Genomic DNA, 19606 nt, shown 5'->3' with positions numbered 1-19606 from the left:
CATCTGTTTGGGATGGAGATGAAGTGTTCATGGAAAGCCTTTCAAGGCGGTCTCCGCCTTGAAAGGCTTCCCGGCCAGTTTGTCATCAGGAATTGATTGTCAACGGCCTTTGACCGCGTAGCGGCGCGTTCAGTGCCCTTGACAATCAATTCCTGATGGCGTCATCGCCACTTCTGTGACGTAGGTCCACACTATGCATGTTTCGATGGGCTTCAAGTTGATCGCGGATCAAAAGGGTTGAAATTCAACCCTGCAAATGCAAATCATTTGCAATAAGGTTTTCTACCCGGGATCAAGCCATGCTGAAAGACCGAGACTTCTCATACGACCAATCCGGGACAGGGGCGATTGACTGCCACACAGCCCACGCACGCGTTTCGAGGAGCGACAAGAGCAAGTCGCCATCTGTCGATGTGTTTTTCGAGAGGTTGGCCGAATGCGGTTTGCGGGTGACGAAACAGCGCCGGGCGGTGGCTCTCCGGCTTTGCCGGTCCGGGCACCGGCATGTGGATGCTGCGACACTGTTTGAAGAAATGTCTGGCAGCGAGACCAGCGTATCATTGGCGACGATCTACAATATCCTGCATGACTTCGAGCAGGCGGGCCTGCTTCGCCGGATTGCAGTGCCCGGAGAGCGGGTCTGGTTCGATACCGATACCGGCGATCACAATCATTTCTTTTTCACTGGCGAAGGCCGGTTGATGGATATTCAGAGCGAAGAGACCCTCGTCAGGATGCTGCCGGCCCCGCCGGAAGGTTACCGGATCGCGCGTGTCGATATGGTTTTGCATCTGGTTGCCGAGCCCGAAACCTGAGGGGCCAAGCGCTTCTCCTTTTGATGGTTCACCTGCTTTCTTATGGGAGCTTTGACGTGTGCCGCTTTGCCTTGACCACACTTGGTGTAATGGTTACGAATGTAACCAATTATCGATACGCCATTCCCTGAAAGGTGCGGCCATGGACCAGATGGCTTCCGACCATAACGATCCCAGAGCCAGAATCGGTGATGCGGGCGACCTTCGCTACATGTCCGGCTTCGGCAATGATTTCGAGACAGAAGCACTGCCCGACGCCCTGCCGCAGGGCATGAACAGCCCGCAGAAATGCGCCTACGGGCTTTATGGTGAGCAACTTTCTGGTACTGCCTTCACCGCGCCGAGTCATCAGAACGAACGGACTTGGTGTTACCGGATCCGTCCGTCTGTGAAGCATTCCGGCCGTTACATGAAGGTCGAGCTTCCCTTCTGGAAGACGGCGCCGCATGTGGTCGATGATGTCGTTTCGCTCGGCCAGTACCGTTGGGATCCGGTGCCGCATTCGCACGAGCCGCTGACCTGGCTTACCGGCATGCGCACGATGACCACGGCAGGTGATGTGAACAGCCAGACCGGCATGGCGAGCCATGTCTATCTGGTTACCCGGTCGATGGAGGAGGAATATTTTTATTCCGCCGATAGCGAGCTTCTGGTCGTGCCGCAGGAGGGCCGGTTGCGGTTCTTCACCGAGCTTGGTGTTCTGGATCTTGAGCCCAAGGAAATCGCGATCCTGCCGCGCGGGCTGGTCTACCGGGTCGAGGTGATCGAAGGCCCGGCGCGCGGCTTTGTATGTGAAAATTACGGCCAGAAATTCGAATTGCCGGGCAGGGGCCCGATCGGGGCCAACTGCATGGCCAACCGCCGTGACTTCAAGACGCCGGTCGCCTGGTTCGAGGATCGCGAGGTGCCGTCCACGCTGACCATCAAGTGGTGCGGCCAGTTTCACCAGACCCGAATTGGCCATTCGCCGCTTGACGTGGTCGCCTGGCATGGCAACTACGCGCCGGTCAAATATGACCTTCGTACCTACTGCCCGGTGGGTGCGATCCTGTTCGACCATCCGGACCCGTCGATCTTCACGGTTCTGACAGCGCCTTCCGGCGTGCCGGGCACCGCGAACATTGATTTCGTGCTGTTCCGGGAACGCTGGATGGTTATGGAAAACACCTTCCGCCCGCCCTGGTATCACAAGAACATCATGTCCGAGCTGATGGGCAACATTTACGGCCAGTATGACGCCAAGCCGCGAGGCTTCGTTCCGGGGGGCATGAGCCTTCACAACATGATGTTGCCCCATGGCCCGGACCGTCAGGCCTTTGAAACGGCTTCGACGGCAGATCTCACGCCGGACAAGCTGGACAAGACCATGTCTTTCATGTTCGAAACCCGCTTTCCCCAGCACCTCACTGCTTACGCAGCCAAGGAAGCGCCTTTGCAGGATGACTACATCGATTGCTGGGACAGTCTTGAAAAGAAGTTTGACGGCACGCCGGAAGGCAGGTGGAACAAGTCCTGACCAGGATTGTCCGTGATCATTTTGAGTCAGAAGATGGCTTCAAGGCTTTGGTGGTCCAGGTTGGTCCGGAACGTCATATGGGAGTGTGTGTCAAGGGCCGATGACCGCTTCGCGGCGCGTATCCGCCATTGATGGCGTCCCGTGAAGAACTGTTTCAGGACGGCTCATCTTGATCGCAGACAATCCGAGTGCACCGGTTTTGCGACAGGCGAACGCCGGTTTCTGTTTTCCTGTGTTGCCCTCCGGAGGGTATCAAGGATTGTTTGGTGGAGAATCGTGGTGGCGCGGAAAAGGCTGCTGCCAGGGTGGCAAGCGATAAGGATAAACAATGAAACTGGCGTCCTTGAAGGATGGCTCGCGGGACGGAAAACTCGTGGTCGTCAATGATCAGCTGACCTACTGCACCGATGCGACCCATATCGCTCCAACGCTGCAATCGGCGCTGGACCGGTGGGTGCGTGTGCGTCCGAAACTCGAGCTTATTGCCGAGAGCCTGTCTCACGAAGCGGTGCCGGCAACGCGGTTTCATGAGCATGATGCCCTGTCGCCGTTGCCGCGCGCCTATCAATGGGCTGACGGATCAGCCTATCTCAATCATGTGGAACTGGTGAGAAAGGCGCGCGGGGCCGAGATGCCCGAGAGCTTCCGGACCGATCCGCTGATCTATCAAGGCGGATCCGATGCCTTTCTCGCGCCGCGTGATCCGATTGCCGTTGCAGACGCAGCGTTCGGCGCCGACATGGAAGGCGAAATTGCCGTCATCACCGGCGATGTTCGGATGGGGGCAACCCTGGAACAGGCGCGTGATGCGATTCTGCTGGTCATGCTGGTCAATGATGTGTCGCTGCGGGGCCTCATTCCGGATGAACTTGGCAAGGGGTTCGGCTTTTTCCAGTCAAAACCGTCGTCCGCCTTTTCGCCCGTGGCCGTGACACCGGAAAGCCTCGGGGATGCGTGGGATGGCGGCAAGTTGCATCTGCCGCTTCATGTGGATCTGAACGGCAACGCATTCGGACGGGCCAATTCCGGGGTCGACATGGCTTTTGATTTCCCGCAGTTGATCGCCCATGCAGCGAAAACCCGGGCTCTGACTGCGGGCACGATCATTGGTTCGGGCACGGTGTCGAACAGGGGAGACAGCGGACCGGGCAAGCCGGTGGCGGATGGCGGCGCGGGCTATTCCTGCATTGCCGAGCAGCGGATGATCGAGACCCTCCAGACCGGCACGCCAAAAACGCCGTTTCTGCAATTCGGCGATAGTGTGCGGATCGAAATGCTGGACAAGACAGGGCACTCGGTCTTTGGCGCAATTGAGCAGACGGTTGAGCAGGCGGTCAAGGTATGAGCGTGGCCTTGACTCATTTCCGCCTGATGGCGCGCAACAATGCCTATGCCAGTCAACGGCTTTACGAGGCCTGTTGCGGCCTGTCCCAGCCAGAGTTCGAGGCGGTGCGGACCAACTTCTTTCCCTCGCTTCGCGAAACGCTCAACCACATCTGGGAAGTGGATCGCTACTATCTCGATGCGCTCAAGGAGGAGGGCGCGGGCCTTGCGGTTTTTGACGTGCCGTTGCTCGACACCGCAGAAGAGCTGAAAGCAGTTCAAGCGGATACCGATAGCGCGCTGATCCGGTTTTGCGATGGCCTGACGGAAGAGGATCTGGACCGGCAAGTGGCGCAGGATCGCGGCAAAATCGGAATGTTCTACGAAACCGTCGCCAACACGCTCCTGCATCTCTTCCAGCACCAGATCCATCATCGGGGGCAGGTGCATGCCATGTTGTCCGGAACCAGTGCCGCGCCTCCTCAGCTGGACGAGTTCTTTCTCGCCTTTGACCGGCATCCGGAGGCGCAAAAACTGTTATGACTGGACGCTTTGGAGGGGCTGGCGAGCAGACAAGACCTTTCAAGACACAACGTTATCCATATGCGTCATGTGCTGACCAACAGGCCAAGGCGCCGGTTCGGCATTCGGTTGTCATCATTGGAGCGGGGCCTGTTGGCTTGGCGCTTGCCATTGATCTGGCGCAGTCGGATGTCCCGGTGGTGGTGCTCGACGAAAACGAGGATGTTAGCTCCGGCTCGCGGGCGATCTGCATGTCCAAGCGAACTCTGGAAATCATGGACCGGCTTGGATGCGCCAGACCAATGACGCAAAAAGGCGTTGTCTGGAACAAGGGCAAAGTCTTCTTCAAGGACCATTTGGCCTATGAATTCGACCTCTTGCCGGAAGGCGGGCACCAATATCCAGCCTTCATCAATCTGCAGCAATATTATTGCGAACATTATCTCCTGGAGCGGCTGTGCGTCTTGAAGACCGAAGGCAAGCCTGTCGACATTCGTGGCCACAACAAGGTGACCGCGCTGGCTCCCGAGGACAAGCATGTCCGGTTGACGGTCGAGACGCCGGACGGAGCCTATGTGCTGGAGGCGGATTGGTTGGTTGCCTGCGACGGGGCGCACTCCCAAACCAGAAACATGCTCGGGCTCGATTTTTCCGGCCGGGTTTTCAAGGACAATTTCCTGATCGTCGATGTGGTGATGAAGGCCGATTTTCCGACCGAACGCTGGTTCTGGTTCGATCCTACTTTCAATCCGGGGCAGTCGGCACTCTTGCACAAGCAGCCGGACGGCGTCTGGCGGATTGACTTGCAGCTTGGATGGGACATTGACCGGGAGGCTGAAAAACGCCCGGAAAACGCCATCCCGAGGCTCAAACGAATGCTGGGCGAGGATGTGGCATTCGATCTGGAGTGGGTGTCGATCTACACGTTCCGGTGCTGCCGTTTGGAAAAATTCCGCCATGGCCGGGTCTTCTTTGCCGGAGACAGCGCCCATCAGGTCTCGCCGTTCGGTGCGCGCGGAGCTAACTCCGGGGTTCAGGATACCGACAATCTTGCCTGGAAACTCAAGCTTGTGCTGGATGGCGTGACGGGAGAGGCGCTGCTCGACAGCTATGATGCGGAGCGCATTCCGGCAGCTGACGAGAACATTCTGAATTCGACTCGGTCGACGGACTTCATTTCGCCGAAATCCGGTATCAGCCGGGTGTTTCGCGATGCGGTGCTGGATCTGGCTGAGAACTATGCTTTTGCACGGTCGCTCGTGAATTCTGGCCGCTTGTCGACACCGGCAATCTACGATCAGTCTCCTTTGAACGGACACGATGATGCCGCTTTGCCGCCGCGCACCCGGCCCGGAGCGCCTGCCGTCGATGCACCGCTTGAACAGGGATGGTTGCTAGCGAAAGTTGGGGGAGGCTTTATCCTGATGGGTATCGGTGTGAATGTACCCCATGCCATTTCGGCACATGGCTTGGAGATCAGGGGTATTTGCATTGCAAAGGCATCTATCACCTCGCAAATTCGCGAGCGCTATCTTGGCCGCGCGCCGGGAGCTGTTTATCTGGTCAGGCCTGACCAGCATGTTGCGGCCCGCTGGAGAAACTTTGATGAAACGGCAGTGCGTCTGGCGCTCCGGACCGCTTTGGCCCTGGGGAACGGATCGTGACCCTCATACCAACCGTTAACCTGAACGCGCCAGATCGCTTCTACGAAAAGCTTTTGGCAGCACACGAAGGATTGGATACGGAGGAAAGTGCCGCATTCAATGCACGGTTGATCCTATTGCTGGCCAACCATGTCGGGGATGAAGCGGTGCTGGAAGAGGCTCTGAGCGCTGCGGCACTTGAGAGAAAATAATCCGTTACGTTTTTTGTAGGACCTTTTTGTAGGACCAAAGGGCGCCCGAACGATCAGATTCCGGCGCCCATAGAAGGTCAGGTCTTAGAAGTCGAGCGGACGGTCGCTCTGGTCGTCGCGGATACGGGTCGGAAGGCCGATCCGGTTGAGAATGCCCAGGAACGGATGCGGCGGAAGCTCTTCGACATTCGCCATCTTCTTGACGTCCCATTCCCCGGTCGCGATCAGCATGGCGGCTGCGACTGGCGGCACACCGGCCGTGTAGGAAATACCCTGACTGCCGACTTCCTTGTAAGCCTCGGCGTGGTCCGCAACGTTGTAGATGAAGACTTCACGCTCCTGACCATCCTTGAGACCCTTCACGAAGTCGCCGATGCAGGTCTTACCTTCATATTCCGGCGCAAGAGAAGACGGATCCGGCAGGCAGGCCTTGACGACCTTGAGTGGTACGACTTCCAGTCCTTCCGCCGTCGTGACCGGATGTTCGGAAAGCAGGCCGATATTCTTCAGGACGGTGAAGACGTTGATGTAGTGCTCGCCGAAGCCCATCCAGAAGCGGACATCCGCACCGTCCATGTTCCTGGACAGGGAATGGACTTCATCGTGACCACACAGATAGGCCATCCGCTTTCCGACCACCGGCAGGTCGTATTCCTTGCCGATCTCGAACATGGCATTCGACTGCCATGCACCGTTCTGCCAGGAATAGACTGTGCCGGTGAATTCACGGAAATTGATTTCCGGGTCGAAGTTGGTTGCGAAATACCGCTGGTGGCTGCCCGCATTGATGTCAACAATATCGACATCGGTCACCTTGTCGAGATAGTCGTCCTTGGCAAGGCGGGCATAGGCGTTGACGACACCGGGATCGAAGCCAGCACCGAGAATGGCAGTCACCCCTGCTGCTTCGCACTCGGCGGCGCGCTTCCATTCATAGTTGGCGTACCAAGGCGGTGTTTCACAGATCTTGCCCGGTTCTTCGTGAATGGCCGTATCGATATAGGCAGCACCCGTCTTCAGGCAGGCGCTGAGAACAGACATGTTCAAGAACGCGGTGCCGACGTTGATCACGATCTGGGAACCGGTCTTGCGGATAAGCTCTGCAGTTGCATCGATATCCAGGGCGTTCAGCTCATGGCCTTCGAGAACGCCCGGCTGTTTCAGGGCGTTTTTCTCATGCACCGTTTCGATAATCTGATCGCATTTGGACTTGGTGCGCGATGCGATACGGATATCACCGAGGACATCGTTGTTCTGCGCGCATTTATGCGCCACCACCTGTGCGACACCGCCGGCGCCGATGATGAGAACATTTTTTTTCATTCGTCCGTTCAACCTCTCTGTGAACTAGGGAAATTCTTTTGTCTGAACCTCAGGACAGACTCTGCTCGAAGTCCTGATAACTGAATTCTCGGGCAATCGTCACGCTGCCATCGAGCTCTTTTAACGCAATGGCCGGCATTTTCACGCCATTGAACCAGTTCTTTTTGACCATTGTGTATCCGGCGGCATCCTGCATCGACACCCGGTCGCCGATCTTCAGCTTGTCGGGGAAATCGAATTCGCCGAAAATATCGCCGGCCAGGCAGGATTTGCCGCAGATCATGTAGTGGTGCGGGCCTTGATTGGGCTGGACCTTGGCGCTTTCGCGGTAGATCAGAAGGTCAAGCATATGCGCCTCGATCGACGCATCGACAATTGCCAGATGCTTGCCGTTGTAAAGCGTATCCAAAACCGTTGTCTCAAGCGTGGTCGAGTTTGTGATCGCGGCTTCGCCGGGCTCCAGATAAACCTGAACGCCATAGGTTTCCGCAAACGCCTTGAGCCGATCGGCAAAAAGGTCGAGCGGATAGCCTTCGCCGGTAAAATGGATGCCGCCGCCGAGGCTGACCCAATCCGCCTGTTTCAGCAGGCTGCCGAATGTGTCCTCGATCTGGCTGAGCATTCGGTCAAACAGCGAAAAGTCGGCATTCTCGCAGTTGTTGTGGATCATGAAGCCGGAAATCCGGTCCATGACCTTCTCCACCTTGGAGACATCCCATTCGCCAAGACGGGAAAACGGCCGGGCCGGGTCTGCGAGATCAAAGCTCGACGAGCTGATTTGCGGATTGAGACGCAAGCCCCGAATAATACCGGAGGCTTTTTCACCGAAGCGCTCGAGCTGGCTGATCGAGTTGAAAATGATCTTGTCGGCGTGGGAGACGACCTCGTCGATCTCGTAGTCGGAATAGGCGACCGAATAGGCGTGGGTCTCCTTGCCGAACCGCTCGTTTCCAAGCCGGACTTCATTGAGCGAGGAGGAGGTGGTTCCGTCCATATAGTCCCGCATGAAGTCAAACACGCTCCAGGTGGCAAAGCACTTGAGAGCCAGCAAGGCCTTGGCGCCGGAGCGATCGCGGACATAGGCGATCTTCTCGAGGTTCTTGAGCAGTCCGGCCTTGTCTATGAGGTAATACGGCGTTTCGATCATCATCGTCCTATTGGGATATCCAGTTTGGGACACCGATAACTGAGAAGGCCGAAAGTGAAAATCCATCAGGGGGTAAAAAGTTAATTTTATGGTAGCTTTCTGTCCGATGTCGCGGCTTTGGCGTGGTTCCGAAGCCCGGGTTGCTGGTTAAGGATGTGCGCTGCCTCTAGGTCAGGTCCGAAACCGGAAGGACGGTTTGCAAGCATGACCTCAAGCACCAAGGGTCGCACCTCCGTCGACGACGATATCCTGCAAGGTGATGTGCCCGGCCTGATCGGAGGCCAGAAAAAGAACCGTTTCGGCAATATCGTCCACACGGGCGACCTTGCCCAGGGGAATCCCGGACTTGAACTGGCCGGGGAGCCCCGAGACCAGGGCTGCATATCCCTGTGGCCCACCGGCCATATCCCGCAGCATGGGTGTGTCGGTCGAGCCCGGAGACACGAGATTTGAGCGTATGCCGAAGGGGGCAAGTTCCAGGCCGACGCAGTGGCTCAGGCTCGCCATGGCGGATTTGGAGGCGCAATAGGCCGTCATGCCCATGCGCGGAACATGTGCGGCATTGGACGCGATGTTCACGATGGCGCCCCGCCGTTGCGCCTTGAACACCGGGATCCATTGGCTGAGCAGGTAGAACGGACCGCTGGCATTGACATTGATGCAAGCCTGCCAATCCTCGACGCTCAGGTCTTCCGTTGCCCCGGTTCGCAAGACCCCGGCTGCATTGACCAGTACATCGATGCCGTTGCGCTCCGCCTTCAGGATGTCGCAGACCTCTTTCACCTGATCAGCCGCGGTCAGGTCGACGCCGAGCAAGCGATAGGGCAAGCCACTGATATCGGCTTGCTTGTCTAGACCGGTGACATCTGCTCCGAAGCCGCTGAACCGTTCGGCGATCCGCCGGCCGATCCCGCTTGCCGCGCCGGTGACGACAACACGCCTGCCGGAAAACTGGGCATAGGTCATGTGCGCCGTCCTGCCCTGTTCATGCCGCAAGGCGCTTGCTCTCGATCAGGGTCCACCAGCCGTTCAGGGTCGGAACCCGGGCGAGCTCGTCAAAGCCGACCTTGACGCCCCGGTCCTTGAGTTCCTTGGCAAGTTTCATCACCTGGATCGAATCAAGCCCATAAAAAATCAGGTTCTCCTCCGGATCGAGTTCGGTTTCGTCCTCGATCAGCTGCAGAACGCGCTTTTCCAGCCAGTCGCGGGTGGCTGACGCCGGGCTGTCCTGCTCCGTCAGCTGACTTGTGGTCGTGACAGCGCCGCAGCGGGTGGCGACATAGTTCAGGGCCATCACATGATCGGCCTGTGAGAAATCTGCGACTGCATCTGCGACCATGAAGGCCTGGATGTCGTGCATGAAGGCATCGGCAATGGTCATCAGGCAGCCGATATGCGCGTAAACGCCACCAACGATCAACTGGTCCCGGCCAAGTGTTTTCATGCGATCCAGCAGGTCGGACCGCTGAAAGGCGCTGTAGCGCCACTTGGTCAGGACGATGTCTTCCGCATCCGGCTCCAGTCCGGAAACGACCTCTTGCAGGCCCGGATCGGCGACCGTCAGACCAGGACCCCACATGTCGTTCAACAGGGCCCGGTCTTCGGGCGGCTGGTCGTGGGGTTGAGCAGTGTAGATGACCGGGACGCCGTTTTCCCGTGCCCAGCTCTTCAGCCGCCTGAGGTTCTCGACCAGGGTAATGCGCAGCGCGCTGTCTTCATTGTAAAAACGCAGGAAATAGCGCTGCATGTCGTGAATGAGCAATACGGATCGTTTCGGCTCGGGGGTCCAGGCTGTCTTGTTCGCAGGCAGGCTGCGCGGCAATTCGTAATCCGAGATTTGCGGAATGGTCATGGGTCACCTTATCGGGAAAAAATTATTGCAGGTTCAGGCGGCAAGGTCGGCCCGTATCTTCTTCTTGTCGGGCTTGCCGAACGCAGTCAGGGGGATGGCGTCAGTGAAACTGAAGCGGTCCGGAAGCTTGTAGAGTGCAACGCCCAACGACATGAGATGCCGCCGCAAGACCTGTGGTTTGAGGTCTGGCGTTCTTGATACGACGACGGCGCAGCTTTTTTCGCCAAGCGAAGCGTCCTGAAGGGCGACAATCGCAACATCGGCCACATCCGGGTGGCGCATCAACAGGCTTTCGATCTCCTCGGCCGCGATTTTCTCGCCCCCCCGGTTGATCTGGTCCTTCACCCGGCCCACGACGCACAGGTAGCCGTCTTGCGTTTGCCGGACGAGATCGCCGGAGTAGTAAAAACCGTCTGCGTCAAAGACCTCTTCATTGTGCTCCGGGCTGTTGTAATAGCCGCGGAACGTGTAGGGGCCTCTTGTGGCGAGCCGGCCGGCTTTGCCAGGGGGAACGGGGTGCCCGTCTTCGTCAATGATCCTCAGCTCATCGTCGGGGCTGATCGGCCGGCCCTGTGTGGCGAAGACAATCTCTTCGCGGTCATCGAGGCGCGTGTAATTCACCAGCCCTTCCGCCATGCCGAACACCTGTTGCAGTTTGCAGCCAAGAACTTCCGGCACCTTTCTGGCTTGTGTTTCGGCGAAATGCGCACCGCCCACTTGCACCAGCTGCAAACTTTCAATCTGTTCGTGATGATCGGGGGCAGCCTGAAGCCAGAGATTGATGGCCGATGGCACAAGGGCTGCCATGGTGACCCTGTGCCTTTCGATCAGTCCGAAACAGGCCATGGGTTCGGGGTTTGGCGCAAGAACAACGCAGCCGCCTGCGTGAAACACACCGAGCGCACCGGGCGAACTCAGCGGAAAATTATGAGCCGCAGGGAGGGCGCACAAATACACGGTTTCCGAGCCAAGCTCACAAATACGGGCGCTTGCCCGCACGCTGTAGGCATAGTCGTCATGGGTTCGGGGGATCAGCTTCGGGGTCCCGGTGCTGCCGCCCGAGAGCTGGAAGAAGGCAACGTCTTGCGCTTCGGTCGGGCCGAAGCAGGATGTTGCATTATCCGGAGCCGGTGACATCCATGCGGTCAGGTCCGAGGCAGGGTCGTCACCGTCAATGAACAACGCAGTGAGCGGAGCAGTCCCGGCTTCCTGCAGCGTCGCAAGGAAATCGTTGTTGGAAAACAGTTCGTGCTTTCGGCTTGCAACCAGAACCCGCGGCTGGATCTGTTCCGCATAGGCACTCATCTCGTGCTTGCGATGGTTGAAAAGGGCATTGACCGGGGCAACGCCGATTTTCAGGAGTGCAAAGAAGGTAATGTAGAATTCGGCGATGTTGGGAAGCTGGACCAATGCGGTATCACCAGGGCCAAGACCCCGGTTTGCCAGGCGCTGGGCAAGATTTCCGGACAATTTGTCCAAATCGCCGTAGCTGAAGACCCGCTCGCCGCAGATAAGGGCCAGTCTTTCAGGATGGGCTTTTGAGTGGTCTTCAAGGAGTGTGGTGAGCGGTTCGCTGGTCCAGTAGCCGCGTTGCCGGTAGCGCGCGGCCAATTCTTCGGGCCACCGCCGGAATTCAATTGTCATGATGGACGCCTGATCGGGAATTGGGGAGACAGTTACGCTGCAATGCCACAGGCGTTGAGCATCGTGCCGAGTTTGGTTTGCACTTCGTTCCATTCGCTGTCGGGCTCGGAGGCCTCGACAATGCCTGCTCCGGCAAACAGGCGGATCTTGTCGCCCGCCACAATGCCGCAACGGATCGTGATGACCCACTCGCCATTGCCTTCGGCATCGCACCAGCCCACGATCCCGGTGAACAGACCGCGTTCAAAGGGTTCCACAAAGCGGATGAGACGGTGGGCGAGTTCGGTCGGATACCCGCAAACAGCCGGTGTCGGGTGCAGCATGTTCGCCAGCTGAAGCGCCGATATCGACGTGTCGGCCAGTTGTCCTTCGATAACCGTCGACAGGTGCCACAGGGCGGATGTGCTCAACAGGGAGGGCGCATCCGGAACCGTAATCTCCGAGCAGTGCGGCGACAGAATCCGTTCGATATCCTCGACAACCAGACGGTGCTCATACCGGTCCTTGCCGGATTGAAGCAGAGTTCCTGCGGCCTCCTTGTCGGCTTGCGGATCAGCCCGGCGCTTGGTTGAGCCTGCCAGCGGGTTGGACACAAAGTCCTGCCCGGTCTTGCGCAACAGAAGTTCCGGGCTGACGCCGATCAACTCTGTTCCGTCGGGCAGAGGCACCTGAAACTGATAACCGTCCCGGTTCTGCGCCCGCAGACTGTTCAGCAGGGAATTTACGTCGACCGGGCCGGAGAACTGCAGCTCGCGTGTGACCGACAAGACGGCCTTTTGGACATCGCTGTGCTGGAAATTGACGATCGCGTGGCGCACCGCTCGCTTGAAACCGCTTTCATCGGGGATGCTCTTTTGGTCGAGCAGGTCCGGCATCCCGCTTTGCGGGGAAGGGACGCTCTGGCCATCTCTGCGCTCCTGCCATGCGTAGCTGTCCGGCACATACAGACAGGACACTTCGTTGAGGTCGAACGGAATGGCGCCGACCACGATCGGGTTTTCCTGGCCCGCTTTCCGGGCGCGCTCCAGAGCCTCGCCGACGGCCTCGTGAAACAGGCCGCTCACCGCGTTTCCACCGCGCACCGGCAATGCGATCCGCTCCCGGATACCCTTGGCGTGCAACTCAAAATTGCCTGATGAGAAGAGGAAGGAATCGGCTGATTCCGGGTGGGGGATCACATCTTCGTCAAAGGCAATACACGCTCCGATTGTCATGGAGCTGATCCTTTCTGAGTGGTTGATAATTGGGAATACTTGAGTATGATATTCATGTTTTGTCAATATCAAACGTCACAATGAAAAACCTAACACCTATGCAGGCAGCCTATTGGACAGGCCGCCAAACCAAGGGCTTCCTTGGAAATGTCGCTCCTCATCTTTATGTGGAATTCGAGTGTGGAAACATTGATCCCGAGCGGCTCGGTGCGGCCATTCGCAAACTCTATGAAATCCATGGGATGTTGCGCATGCATATCTCTGTGGACGGGATGCAAAGTATTGGAAAAAATAAAGAAAGTGTGGCTTTTGAGGTTGAGGACCTGAGATGCAAGATCCCGGAGAAACTTGGTCCGCACCTGTCCGCCAAACGTCGTGCCTGGACCAACAGCTCACGTGATTTGATGCAGGGTCAGCCAGCCGCTTTCGGGTTGAGCCTCCTGCCGGACGGGCAGACGCGGCTGCATGTCGACACGGACATGACCGCGATCGATCCGCCGAGCTTTTGCGTCCTCATGGAAGATCTTGCAAGGTTTTACGAAGCGCCAGACGAGCGGCATAAAGGGCCGCAATCAGGCTATTTCGAATGGCTTGAGCGCAAGAATGCCGACCCGGATCTGGCCGAAAGATATGCGGTAGATAAAAGGTGGTGGCAAAAAAATGTGGATAAAATCGCACCGCCTCCCAAACTGAAATACAATCATGGCGCGAGATTTGTGGAAAGCGGCAGGCTGGCGGCAAGTCTGGGGCCAGCGGAGAGACAATCGCTGGAGCGGGCCGCACGCGGTTTGCGGATCACCACATCGTCTCTGCTCCTCGGCCTGTTTGCTGCCGTCATCGGTCAGACAGCGCAAAGCGATCACTTCCGCCTCAATGTTCCGATGTTCTGGCGTCCTCCCTACACCCGGGACACGGAACGGCTGGTCGGGGACTTCTCAAATGTCGTCATTCTTTCGGTCGAGCCGAAAGCCGATGACACGCTGAAGGCAGTGTGCGAGCAGGTGGCAGGCCGGATGACCGACCTTCTGGCTCACTCTGCCTATCCGGGTGTCAATGTGATGCGGGATCTCTCCCGTGCCCGCAAAGCCATGGAAATCGCTCCAGTCGTGTTCACCTCCGGAGTTGATGTACCGGGCGGACGCCTGTTTTCAAGCCGCGTGTCGCGGGTGTTCGGTCCGATGACATGGGCCATATCCCAGGGGCCTCAGGTGGCTCTTGATGCACAAGTAGCTGCAGTCGACGACGGAATCCTGATCAATTGGGACATCAGATATGATGCCTTGCCGCGCGACTGGGTTGCTACGGCGTTCGAGGCCTTTGTGTCCTTGTTGAGGGAGGTTGCGGAAGACCCTGACCGGCTTGATGACGTTTTTGTTCCCGCCGGGCCAAAAGGCCGCTGCGGCGGGACAGCAGAGGGATATACGGATCAGATGCTGCGCGCTTTGCTGGAGCGGCAATCCGGTGGCGCTGACGTGGTGGGTGGAAACCGGATCAGCGACCTGGATCTTGGCAATGACGATCTCGCCGCCGTGCTTGCATTCATCAACACCTACATTCCAGCGTCCGGTCTCGTCTTGTCGGACATAGGACGGGAAACCACGGCAACGGAACTCGCCGCGGTCATCCTGAACCGGTCCTCTGGAGCATCCGAGACCGTCGGGCGTGCTTATCTGGAGGCGACGGGCGCGATCAATGCTGCACCGGTTGTTGCCACTCCTTCTCATTCAGCCTGCCGAGAACATCTGCCGGAGACACCATGACCATAGAACTGACGCCCTTGCAGCGGGCCTACCTGCTCGGCCGCAAGACATTAATGCCGCTTGGCGGTGTGGCCATGCAGGAGTTCCGGGAGTACCGGGGCCGATTTGAAATAGCGGACCTGCAACGCCGCCTCCAGTCCCTTGCGGAAAAGCATGCAAGCCTGCGGACGGTTATCGACACTGAAAACTATACGAAGAGCGTACGGGATCGGGCGCAGGTCAATCTGGATGTGATAGATCTTTCCGGATTTTCGCGCGCTGAAGCCGAACAGAAAATCGAGAACGGCAGGGAAGACTATGCCCATCAGCTGGCCGACCTGAGCGAGCCTCCCTGGAGCGTGGCGGTTTATAAATTGCCGCAAGTCCCGGAAGACGGTGATACCTGCGTGACCTTTGTCCGGTTTGATGCCCTGATCCTCGACGGACGCTCGATTGCGGCCTTGCTTGTCGAGCTTTTTGACACAAGCGGGGAGGAGAGCGGCGCTCAGGGCCTCCTTGAGGCACCTGCCGGACCTGATCAGGCAAGCCGGTCCGCGGATGCTGCTTATTGGAAAACCAAGCTCAGCTCTTATGCCGGTCCTCCCCAATTGCCCTGGAAACAGGCGTTACCGTCGATCAGGACGTCCCGCTATCAGCGGCAGAGCGTGACCATTGAGCGGCAAAGGCTTGTCAAACTGACCCGCCTTGGTGCGCGCCTGGGTCTGTTTCAGAACACGGTGCTGACTGCCGTCGTTCTCGGCGTGCTGTCTCACTGGCAAAACGGCGAGATGCTGAGCGTCGGCATCCCCGCTGCACCGGCAGCCGGAGAGATCTTACAGAACGGGTCGACCTTCATTGCCGTGAACTGGGCCTCCACCGGAACGGATGGACTTTCCGAAAAAGCTCAAAAGCTCCAGAGCGATATTCTGGAGGGACTGGAACACCTCGCGTTTTCGGGTGTCGATATCAACCGGGTTCTTCTAGAAGCGGCTTCGCCGGACAGCGGTGTGGCACTTCCCGTTGTAGTCACCAATGGCCTGTCCTGGCCGGGACTTTCGGGCGATTCGCCCATGCGGCTGCAAGGCGGATTGACCCAGACCCCGCAGGTCGCGATGGACATCCGCCTGTCTGCAAACGCTGCGCGCGATCTGGTTATTGATATCGACTATGCCGTTGAAGCGTTGGACCACACCGTCATCGCTGATATTCTGGTTGCCCTCGGCAAGGCGGTCGAGACGATCTGCACAACGGAAACGCTGCAGTTTGGCGCCCGCGATATCCTTGATTTCCGGCACTACCGGCACAATACGCCCGAGGATGCCTATCAGTCCGGCGGCTATCTCGCCAAGATTGCACGGCATCTTTATGACGCCCCTCCTGCCAATGACGCGCTTGTTTACGGTACCTGCCGGGTGTCCTATCCGGATCTGGGCAAGGGTGTTGGCAAAGCCATGCGCTTCCTGGAGAGCCGGGGCATCGGCAGGGGGGCGGTTGTGGCACTGGCCTTGCCACGCTCGCCGGAGCAGACAATGCTGACGCTCGCCTGCGCGTTCAGGGGCATTGTCTGGGTGCCGATCGATGCGGGTGCTCCGCCCGACCGGCTGAAATTTCTTCATGACAATTGCAGGCCGGATCTGGCAATCGGCCTGGCTCCTGTGGCCGGGCATGATGTGGTGCCACTCGAGACGGTTTTTGACACAGATGTTCCAGACGTCCCGCAGGCGCTGATGCAGACGTTGGACGACCTGTCCTCAAGCCCGGAGGCGGCCTACTACCTTTATACCTCCGGCACGACGGGAAAACCGAAAGGCGTCGTGTTGTCGAACCGGTCGACCGACAACGTGATTACAAGCACAAACGCTGATTGGAACATTTCGGAACGGGACGTGTTCATCTCCGTCAGTCCCTTGCATCATGACATGTCCGTCTATGAAATCTTCGGGTGTCTGACGGCTGGCGCAACGCTGGTGCAGCCGGAGCAAGGCGAGGAGAAGGACGCGGTCCGATGGTGCCAGCTTGTTGCGGCACATGGTGTGACGATCTGGTCGTCCGTTCCGACCATTCTCGAAATGCTGTTGTCTTGCCAACAGAAGCACGAGCTGGACTCGCTGCGGTTGATCAATCAGGGCGGCGATTACGTCAAGCCGGCGATTATTGCGGAACTGCGCCAGACGAATCCGGCCGCGCGTCTGGGATCCATCGGGGGCCCAACCGAAACAACGATCTGGAGCATCTGGCACAGGATCACAGCGAAAGACACCGGCGCGATCCCCTATGGCCGTCCCTTGCCGGCCAACAGTTACTTTGTTCTTGATGACAACGGCGAGCACTGTCCGGTTGGGGTCGTGGGCCGCATCTATAGTTCCGGGGTCAACACCGCGCTTGGATATCTGGAAGATGGCGCTTTGACCCAACACGATTTCATTGAAATCCTTGACGAGAAAGGCACGCCACTTCGGGCATTCCGCTCCGGGGACCGGGGCCGCTACCGGGAAGACGGCCTGATCCTGTTCGACAGCCGCGTTGCGGGATACGTCAAGGTGCGGGGCGTGCGGGTTTCCATTCCGGATGTTGAGAATGTGATGGTTCAGCATCCGGATGTGTCGCGCCTCCAGATTACCTGTCTCGGAGATGAAAAAAGCGGTCAATCGGAGCTTGGCGTTCTTTTTGTGCCAAGGTCCGGTACAGGCCTTTCTGCAGCGGAGCTTCGGAATTTCGCTCGTCAGCGCTTGCCCGAATCCCATGTCCCGTCCCGCTTTCTCGAAGTTGTTACCATTCCCCTTTCCGCAAACGGAAAGCCGGATCGCAGGAAAGCGCGCAGTTTGTTTGCCGGCGAAACTGCCAAGGCCGGGCCCCGGCAACAAACCGGGGCTGGCGCGGCACTCAAGATCATTCTGGACGTTCTGCAACCCGCGCAGGTCACGCTGGCGGATGAGGCGACGGACCTGCTGTCGCTCGGCCTGTTGCCGTCGCATTTGAAGCTGATTTCGGCGCGGATACGGGCGGAGCTTGGTGTCGATCTGCTGCCGAAACAGTTGCTTGCATGCCGCAATGCGCATGAGGTTGACCAGTTGATTTCAAAAGACGCCGCCTAGAGCTTCGGGCCTTTTCCGGCCCGGAGATCAGAAAATCCCATTCTTCCGCTGCGGCCCGGCAAGAGGCCGGTCCGCACAAGCCTGTGCCAAGGAGTTTTGTCGATGCAGGACACACGCCCATCCGGCGGCTGGATGCCTCTGACACTGCCGCAACTCGATTTCTGGGAGGAGTTTTCCTTCCACCCCGATCAACCGGTTTCCACGGTCGCCCACTACATCGAGCTGAGAGGCAAGGTGGACGCAGACGCACTGCAGCGTGCGATCTCCCAGACGATCCGGGAATCCGATATCCTGTCGGCCCGTTTCCGGGAGCCCTCAGCGCCGGGCCAGCCCTTGCAGTTCTGCGACCCGGATTTCGCACCTGTATTGGCCGTGAGAGATTTCAGCGGCCTTGAGCATCCGTTTGATGCTGCTGTCGCTGCAATGGAACAGGACCTCACTGCGCCCCTCGACCTGAGACGGGACAAGCTCTCCGCCCATGCCCTTTACCGGGTCGCGGAGGATTGTCTCCTTTGGTACATCCGGGCGCATCACATCATTGTCGACGGGTATGGTCTGGCATTGATCGAGCAACGGTGCGCGGAGCTCTACAATCATTTTACAAGCGGGCGGGATCGCGGGCTGGCGTTTCATCCTTTCGCGCATTTTCTGGAAGAAGAGCAAAGCTACCAGGCAAGCCCGCGCGCGCAAACGGATAAGGCGTTCTGGAAGGGTGTCTTTGACAGTGCCCGTGACATCGAAATTCTGGAGCGCGGTGATGAGGATTACGGCGGGCCAGGTCTTCATTGCGAGATCCCGCTTGGCCTCGATTTCAGCGCAGCCCTGCAATCGGCCTCCGCCAAAATGGACCTTGGATGGCCTGATTTGCTGGCGCTTCTTTCCGGGCTTTATCTATTGGACCGGCTGCCGCGTGCCCCTGAAAGCACAGCGGAAGACCTGACACTCTGGCTGCCGTTCATGAGCCGTTGGGGCAGTCTGGGGGCGCACCTTCCCGCGCTGGTCGTCAATATCCTGCCGTTCCGGATGACGGCGGACCGGGCCGAAAGTCTGGAGGCTTTTCTGACGCGTTCTTCAAGAGATCTCCGGAAGCAAAGACGGCACAGCCGCTACCGGATCGAGCAAATTGCGGACGACCGCGGACTGCAGGACGGGTCTCGCTATTTTTTCTCACCGCTCATCAACGTGCTGCCGTTCAATTCGCCTGAATTTGTCGGTTGTGATGCCGTGCGCCATGTCATGGGCAGCGGCCCGGCGGACGGTTTCAACCTGACCTATCGGGCAGAGGACAACGCCAGTAATTTGTCCCTCTTCATTGATGCGGATCCGTCGGTCACAAACCGGGAGGCCTTCGCGCATCATCAGGACGCACTGCCGCATTTCCTTTTGCAGATGCTGGATCCGGCAAATCATCAGACACCGCTTGGGGACCTGCTTGCGGGCGAGGGAGCGCCTCTGATTGAGTGAGTGGGCGGGTCTTTTGCGATCGATACCCTCACGGTGCCTCATGCGGGACCGGCCTGTTGGCAACAAGACGGTATGGATCCCATGGTCAAGCCATGGG

15 protein-coding genes are annotated in these 19606 nt (G+C 58.3%); 9 read left to right on the top strand and 6 right to left on the bottom strand.

The window, feature by feature from the left end:
• The first annotated feature begins 299 nt into the window (after positions 1-299).
• The 6 genes from E1297_RS11405 (at position 300) to E1297_RS11380 (ending at position 6031) form a co-directional block, all read left to right on the top strand.
• The gene (locus E1297_RS11405; protein WP_155138122.1) at positions 300-815 is read left to right on the top strand and encodes a Fur family transcriptional regulator; all 516 of its coding nucleotides are present in this window, start codon (positions 300-302) and stop codon (positions 813-815) included.
• A 151-nt stretch (positions 816-966) separates the two neighbouring features.
• Positions 967-2331, top strand: coding sequence for a homogentisate 1,2-dioxygenase (hmgA, locus tag E1297_RS11400; RefSeq protein WP_209015753.1), 1365 nt, complete (start codon positions 967-969; stop codon positions 2329-2331).
• A gap of 328 nt (positions 2332-2659) precedes the next feature.
• The gene (locus tag E1297_RS11395; RefSeq protein ID WP_155138118.1) at positions 2660-3676 is read left to right on the top strand and encodes a fumarylacetoacetate hydrolase family protein; all 1017 of its coding nucleotides are present in this window, start codon (positions 2660-2662) and stop codon (positions 3674-3676) included.
• Positions 3673-4197 (top strand): DinB family protein, encoded by a 525-nt coding sequence (locus E1297_RS11390; protein ID WP_155138116.1) that lies wholly within the window; start codon positions 3673-3675, stop codon positions 4195-4197. The genes E1297_RS11395 and E1297_RS11390 overlap by 4 nt, the downstream gene beginning before the upstream one ends.
• The gene (locus tag E1297_RS11385; protein WP_155138114.1) at positions 4194-5840 is read left to right on the top strand and encodes an FAD-dependent oxidoreductase; all 1647 of its coding nucleotides are present in this window, start codon (positions 4194-4196) and stop codon (positions 5838-5840) included. Before E1297_RS11390 ends, E1297_RS11385 begins: the two co-directional genes overlap by 4 nt.
• Positions 5834-6031 (top strand): DUF2783 domain-containing protein, encoded by a 198-nt coding sequence (locus tag E1297_RS11380; protein ID WP_368669529.1) that lies wholly within the window; start codon positions 5834-5836, stop codon positions 6029-6031. Before E1297_RS11385 ends, E1297_RS11380 begins: the two co-directional genes overlap by 7 nt.
• A gap of 84 nt (positions 6032-6115) precedes the next feature.
• Here the strand turns inward: E1297_RS11380 and E1297_RS11375 are convergent, their stop codons facing one another.
• The 6 genes from E1297_RS11375 to E1297_RS11350 form a co-directional block, all read right to left on the bottom strand.
• A complete protein-coding gene (locus E1297_RS11375) occupies positions 6116-7354 on the bottom strand; it encodes a saccharopine dehydrogenase family protein (RefSeq protein ID WP_155138112.1) in 1239 nt (412 codons plus the stop codon).
• A 49-nt stretch (positions 7355-7403) separates the two neighbouring features.
• Positions 7404-8501: a carboxynorspermidine decarboxylase gene (locus E1297_RS11370; RefSeq protein ID WP_155138124.1), complete on the bottom strand. Its 1098-nt coding sequence runs from the start codon at positions 8499-8501 to the stop codon at positions 7404-7406.
• Positions 8502-8711: 210 nt separating this feature from the next.
• Positions 8712-9467 carry a 2,3-dihydro-2,3-dihydroxybenzoate dehydrogenase gene (dhbA, locus tag E1297_RS11365; protein ID WP_155138109.1) on the bottom strand — a complete coding sequence of 252 codons (756 nt, stop codon included), beginning with the start codon at positions 9465-9467 and terminating at the stop codon, positions 8712-8714.
• Positions 9468-9486: 19 nt separating this feature from the next.
• Positions 9487-10353, bottom strand: a complete 867-nt coding sequence (locus E1297_RS11360; RefSeq protein ID WP_155138107.1) for an isochorismatase family protein — start codon at positions 10351-10353, stop codon at positions 9487-9489.
• A 33-nt stretch (positions 10354-10386) separates the two neighbouring features.
• Complete coding sequence (locus E1297_RS11355) at positions 10387-11997, bottom strand: (2,3-dihydroxybenzoyl)adenylate synthase (protein WP_155138105.1); 1611 nt, start codon at positions 11995-11997, stop codon at positions 10387-10389.
• 32 nt (positions 11998-12029) lie between these two features.
• The gene (locus tag E1297_RS11350; protein WP_155138103.1) at positions 12030-13211 is read right to left on the bottom strand and encodes an isochorismate synthase MenF; all 1182 of its coding nucleotides are present in this window, start codon (positions 13209-13211) and stop codon (positions 12030-12032) included.
• Between the two features lie 80 nt (positions 13212-13291).
• Here E1297_RS11350 and E1297_RS11345 point away from each other — a divergent pair, with 80 nt between their 5' ends.
• The 3 genes from E1297_RS11345 to E1297_RS11335 all read left to right on the top strand — a co-directional run bounded on the left by E1297_RS11345 (position 13292) and on the right by E1297_RS11335 (position 19509).
• Positions 13292-14971, top strand: a complete 1680-nt coding sequence (locus E1297_RS11345) for a condensation domain-containing protein (protein ID WP_155138101.1) — start codon at positions 13292-13294, stop codon at positions 14969-14971.
• Positions 14968-18045 carry an AMP-binding protein gene (locus E1297_RS11340; protein ID WP_155138099.1) on the top strand — a complete coding sequence of 1026 codons (3078 nt, stop codon included), beginning with the start codon at positions 14968-14970 and terminating at the stop codon, positions 18043-18045. Before E1297_RS11345 ends, E1297_RS11340 begins: the two co-directional genes overlap by 4 nt.
• A gap of 102 nt (positions 18046-18147) precedes the next feature.
• Positions 18148-19509 carry a condensation domain-containing protein gene (locus E1297_RS11335; protein ID WP_155138097.1) on the top strand — a complete coding sequence of 454 codons (1362 nt, stop codon included), beginning with the start codon at positions 18148-18150 and terminating at the stop codon, positions 19507-19509.
• Positions 19510-19606 lie beyond the last annotated feature (97 nt).

This window comes from Roseibium sp. RKSG952, assembly GCF_009711355.1.
The sequence above is the reverse complement of the archived record's forward strand: the minus strand, read 5'-3'. Positions and strand labels throughout refer to the sequence as shown.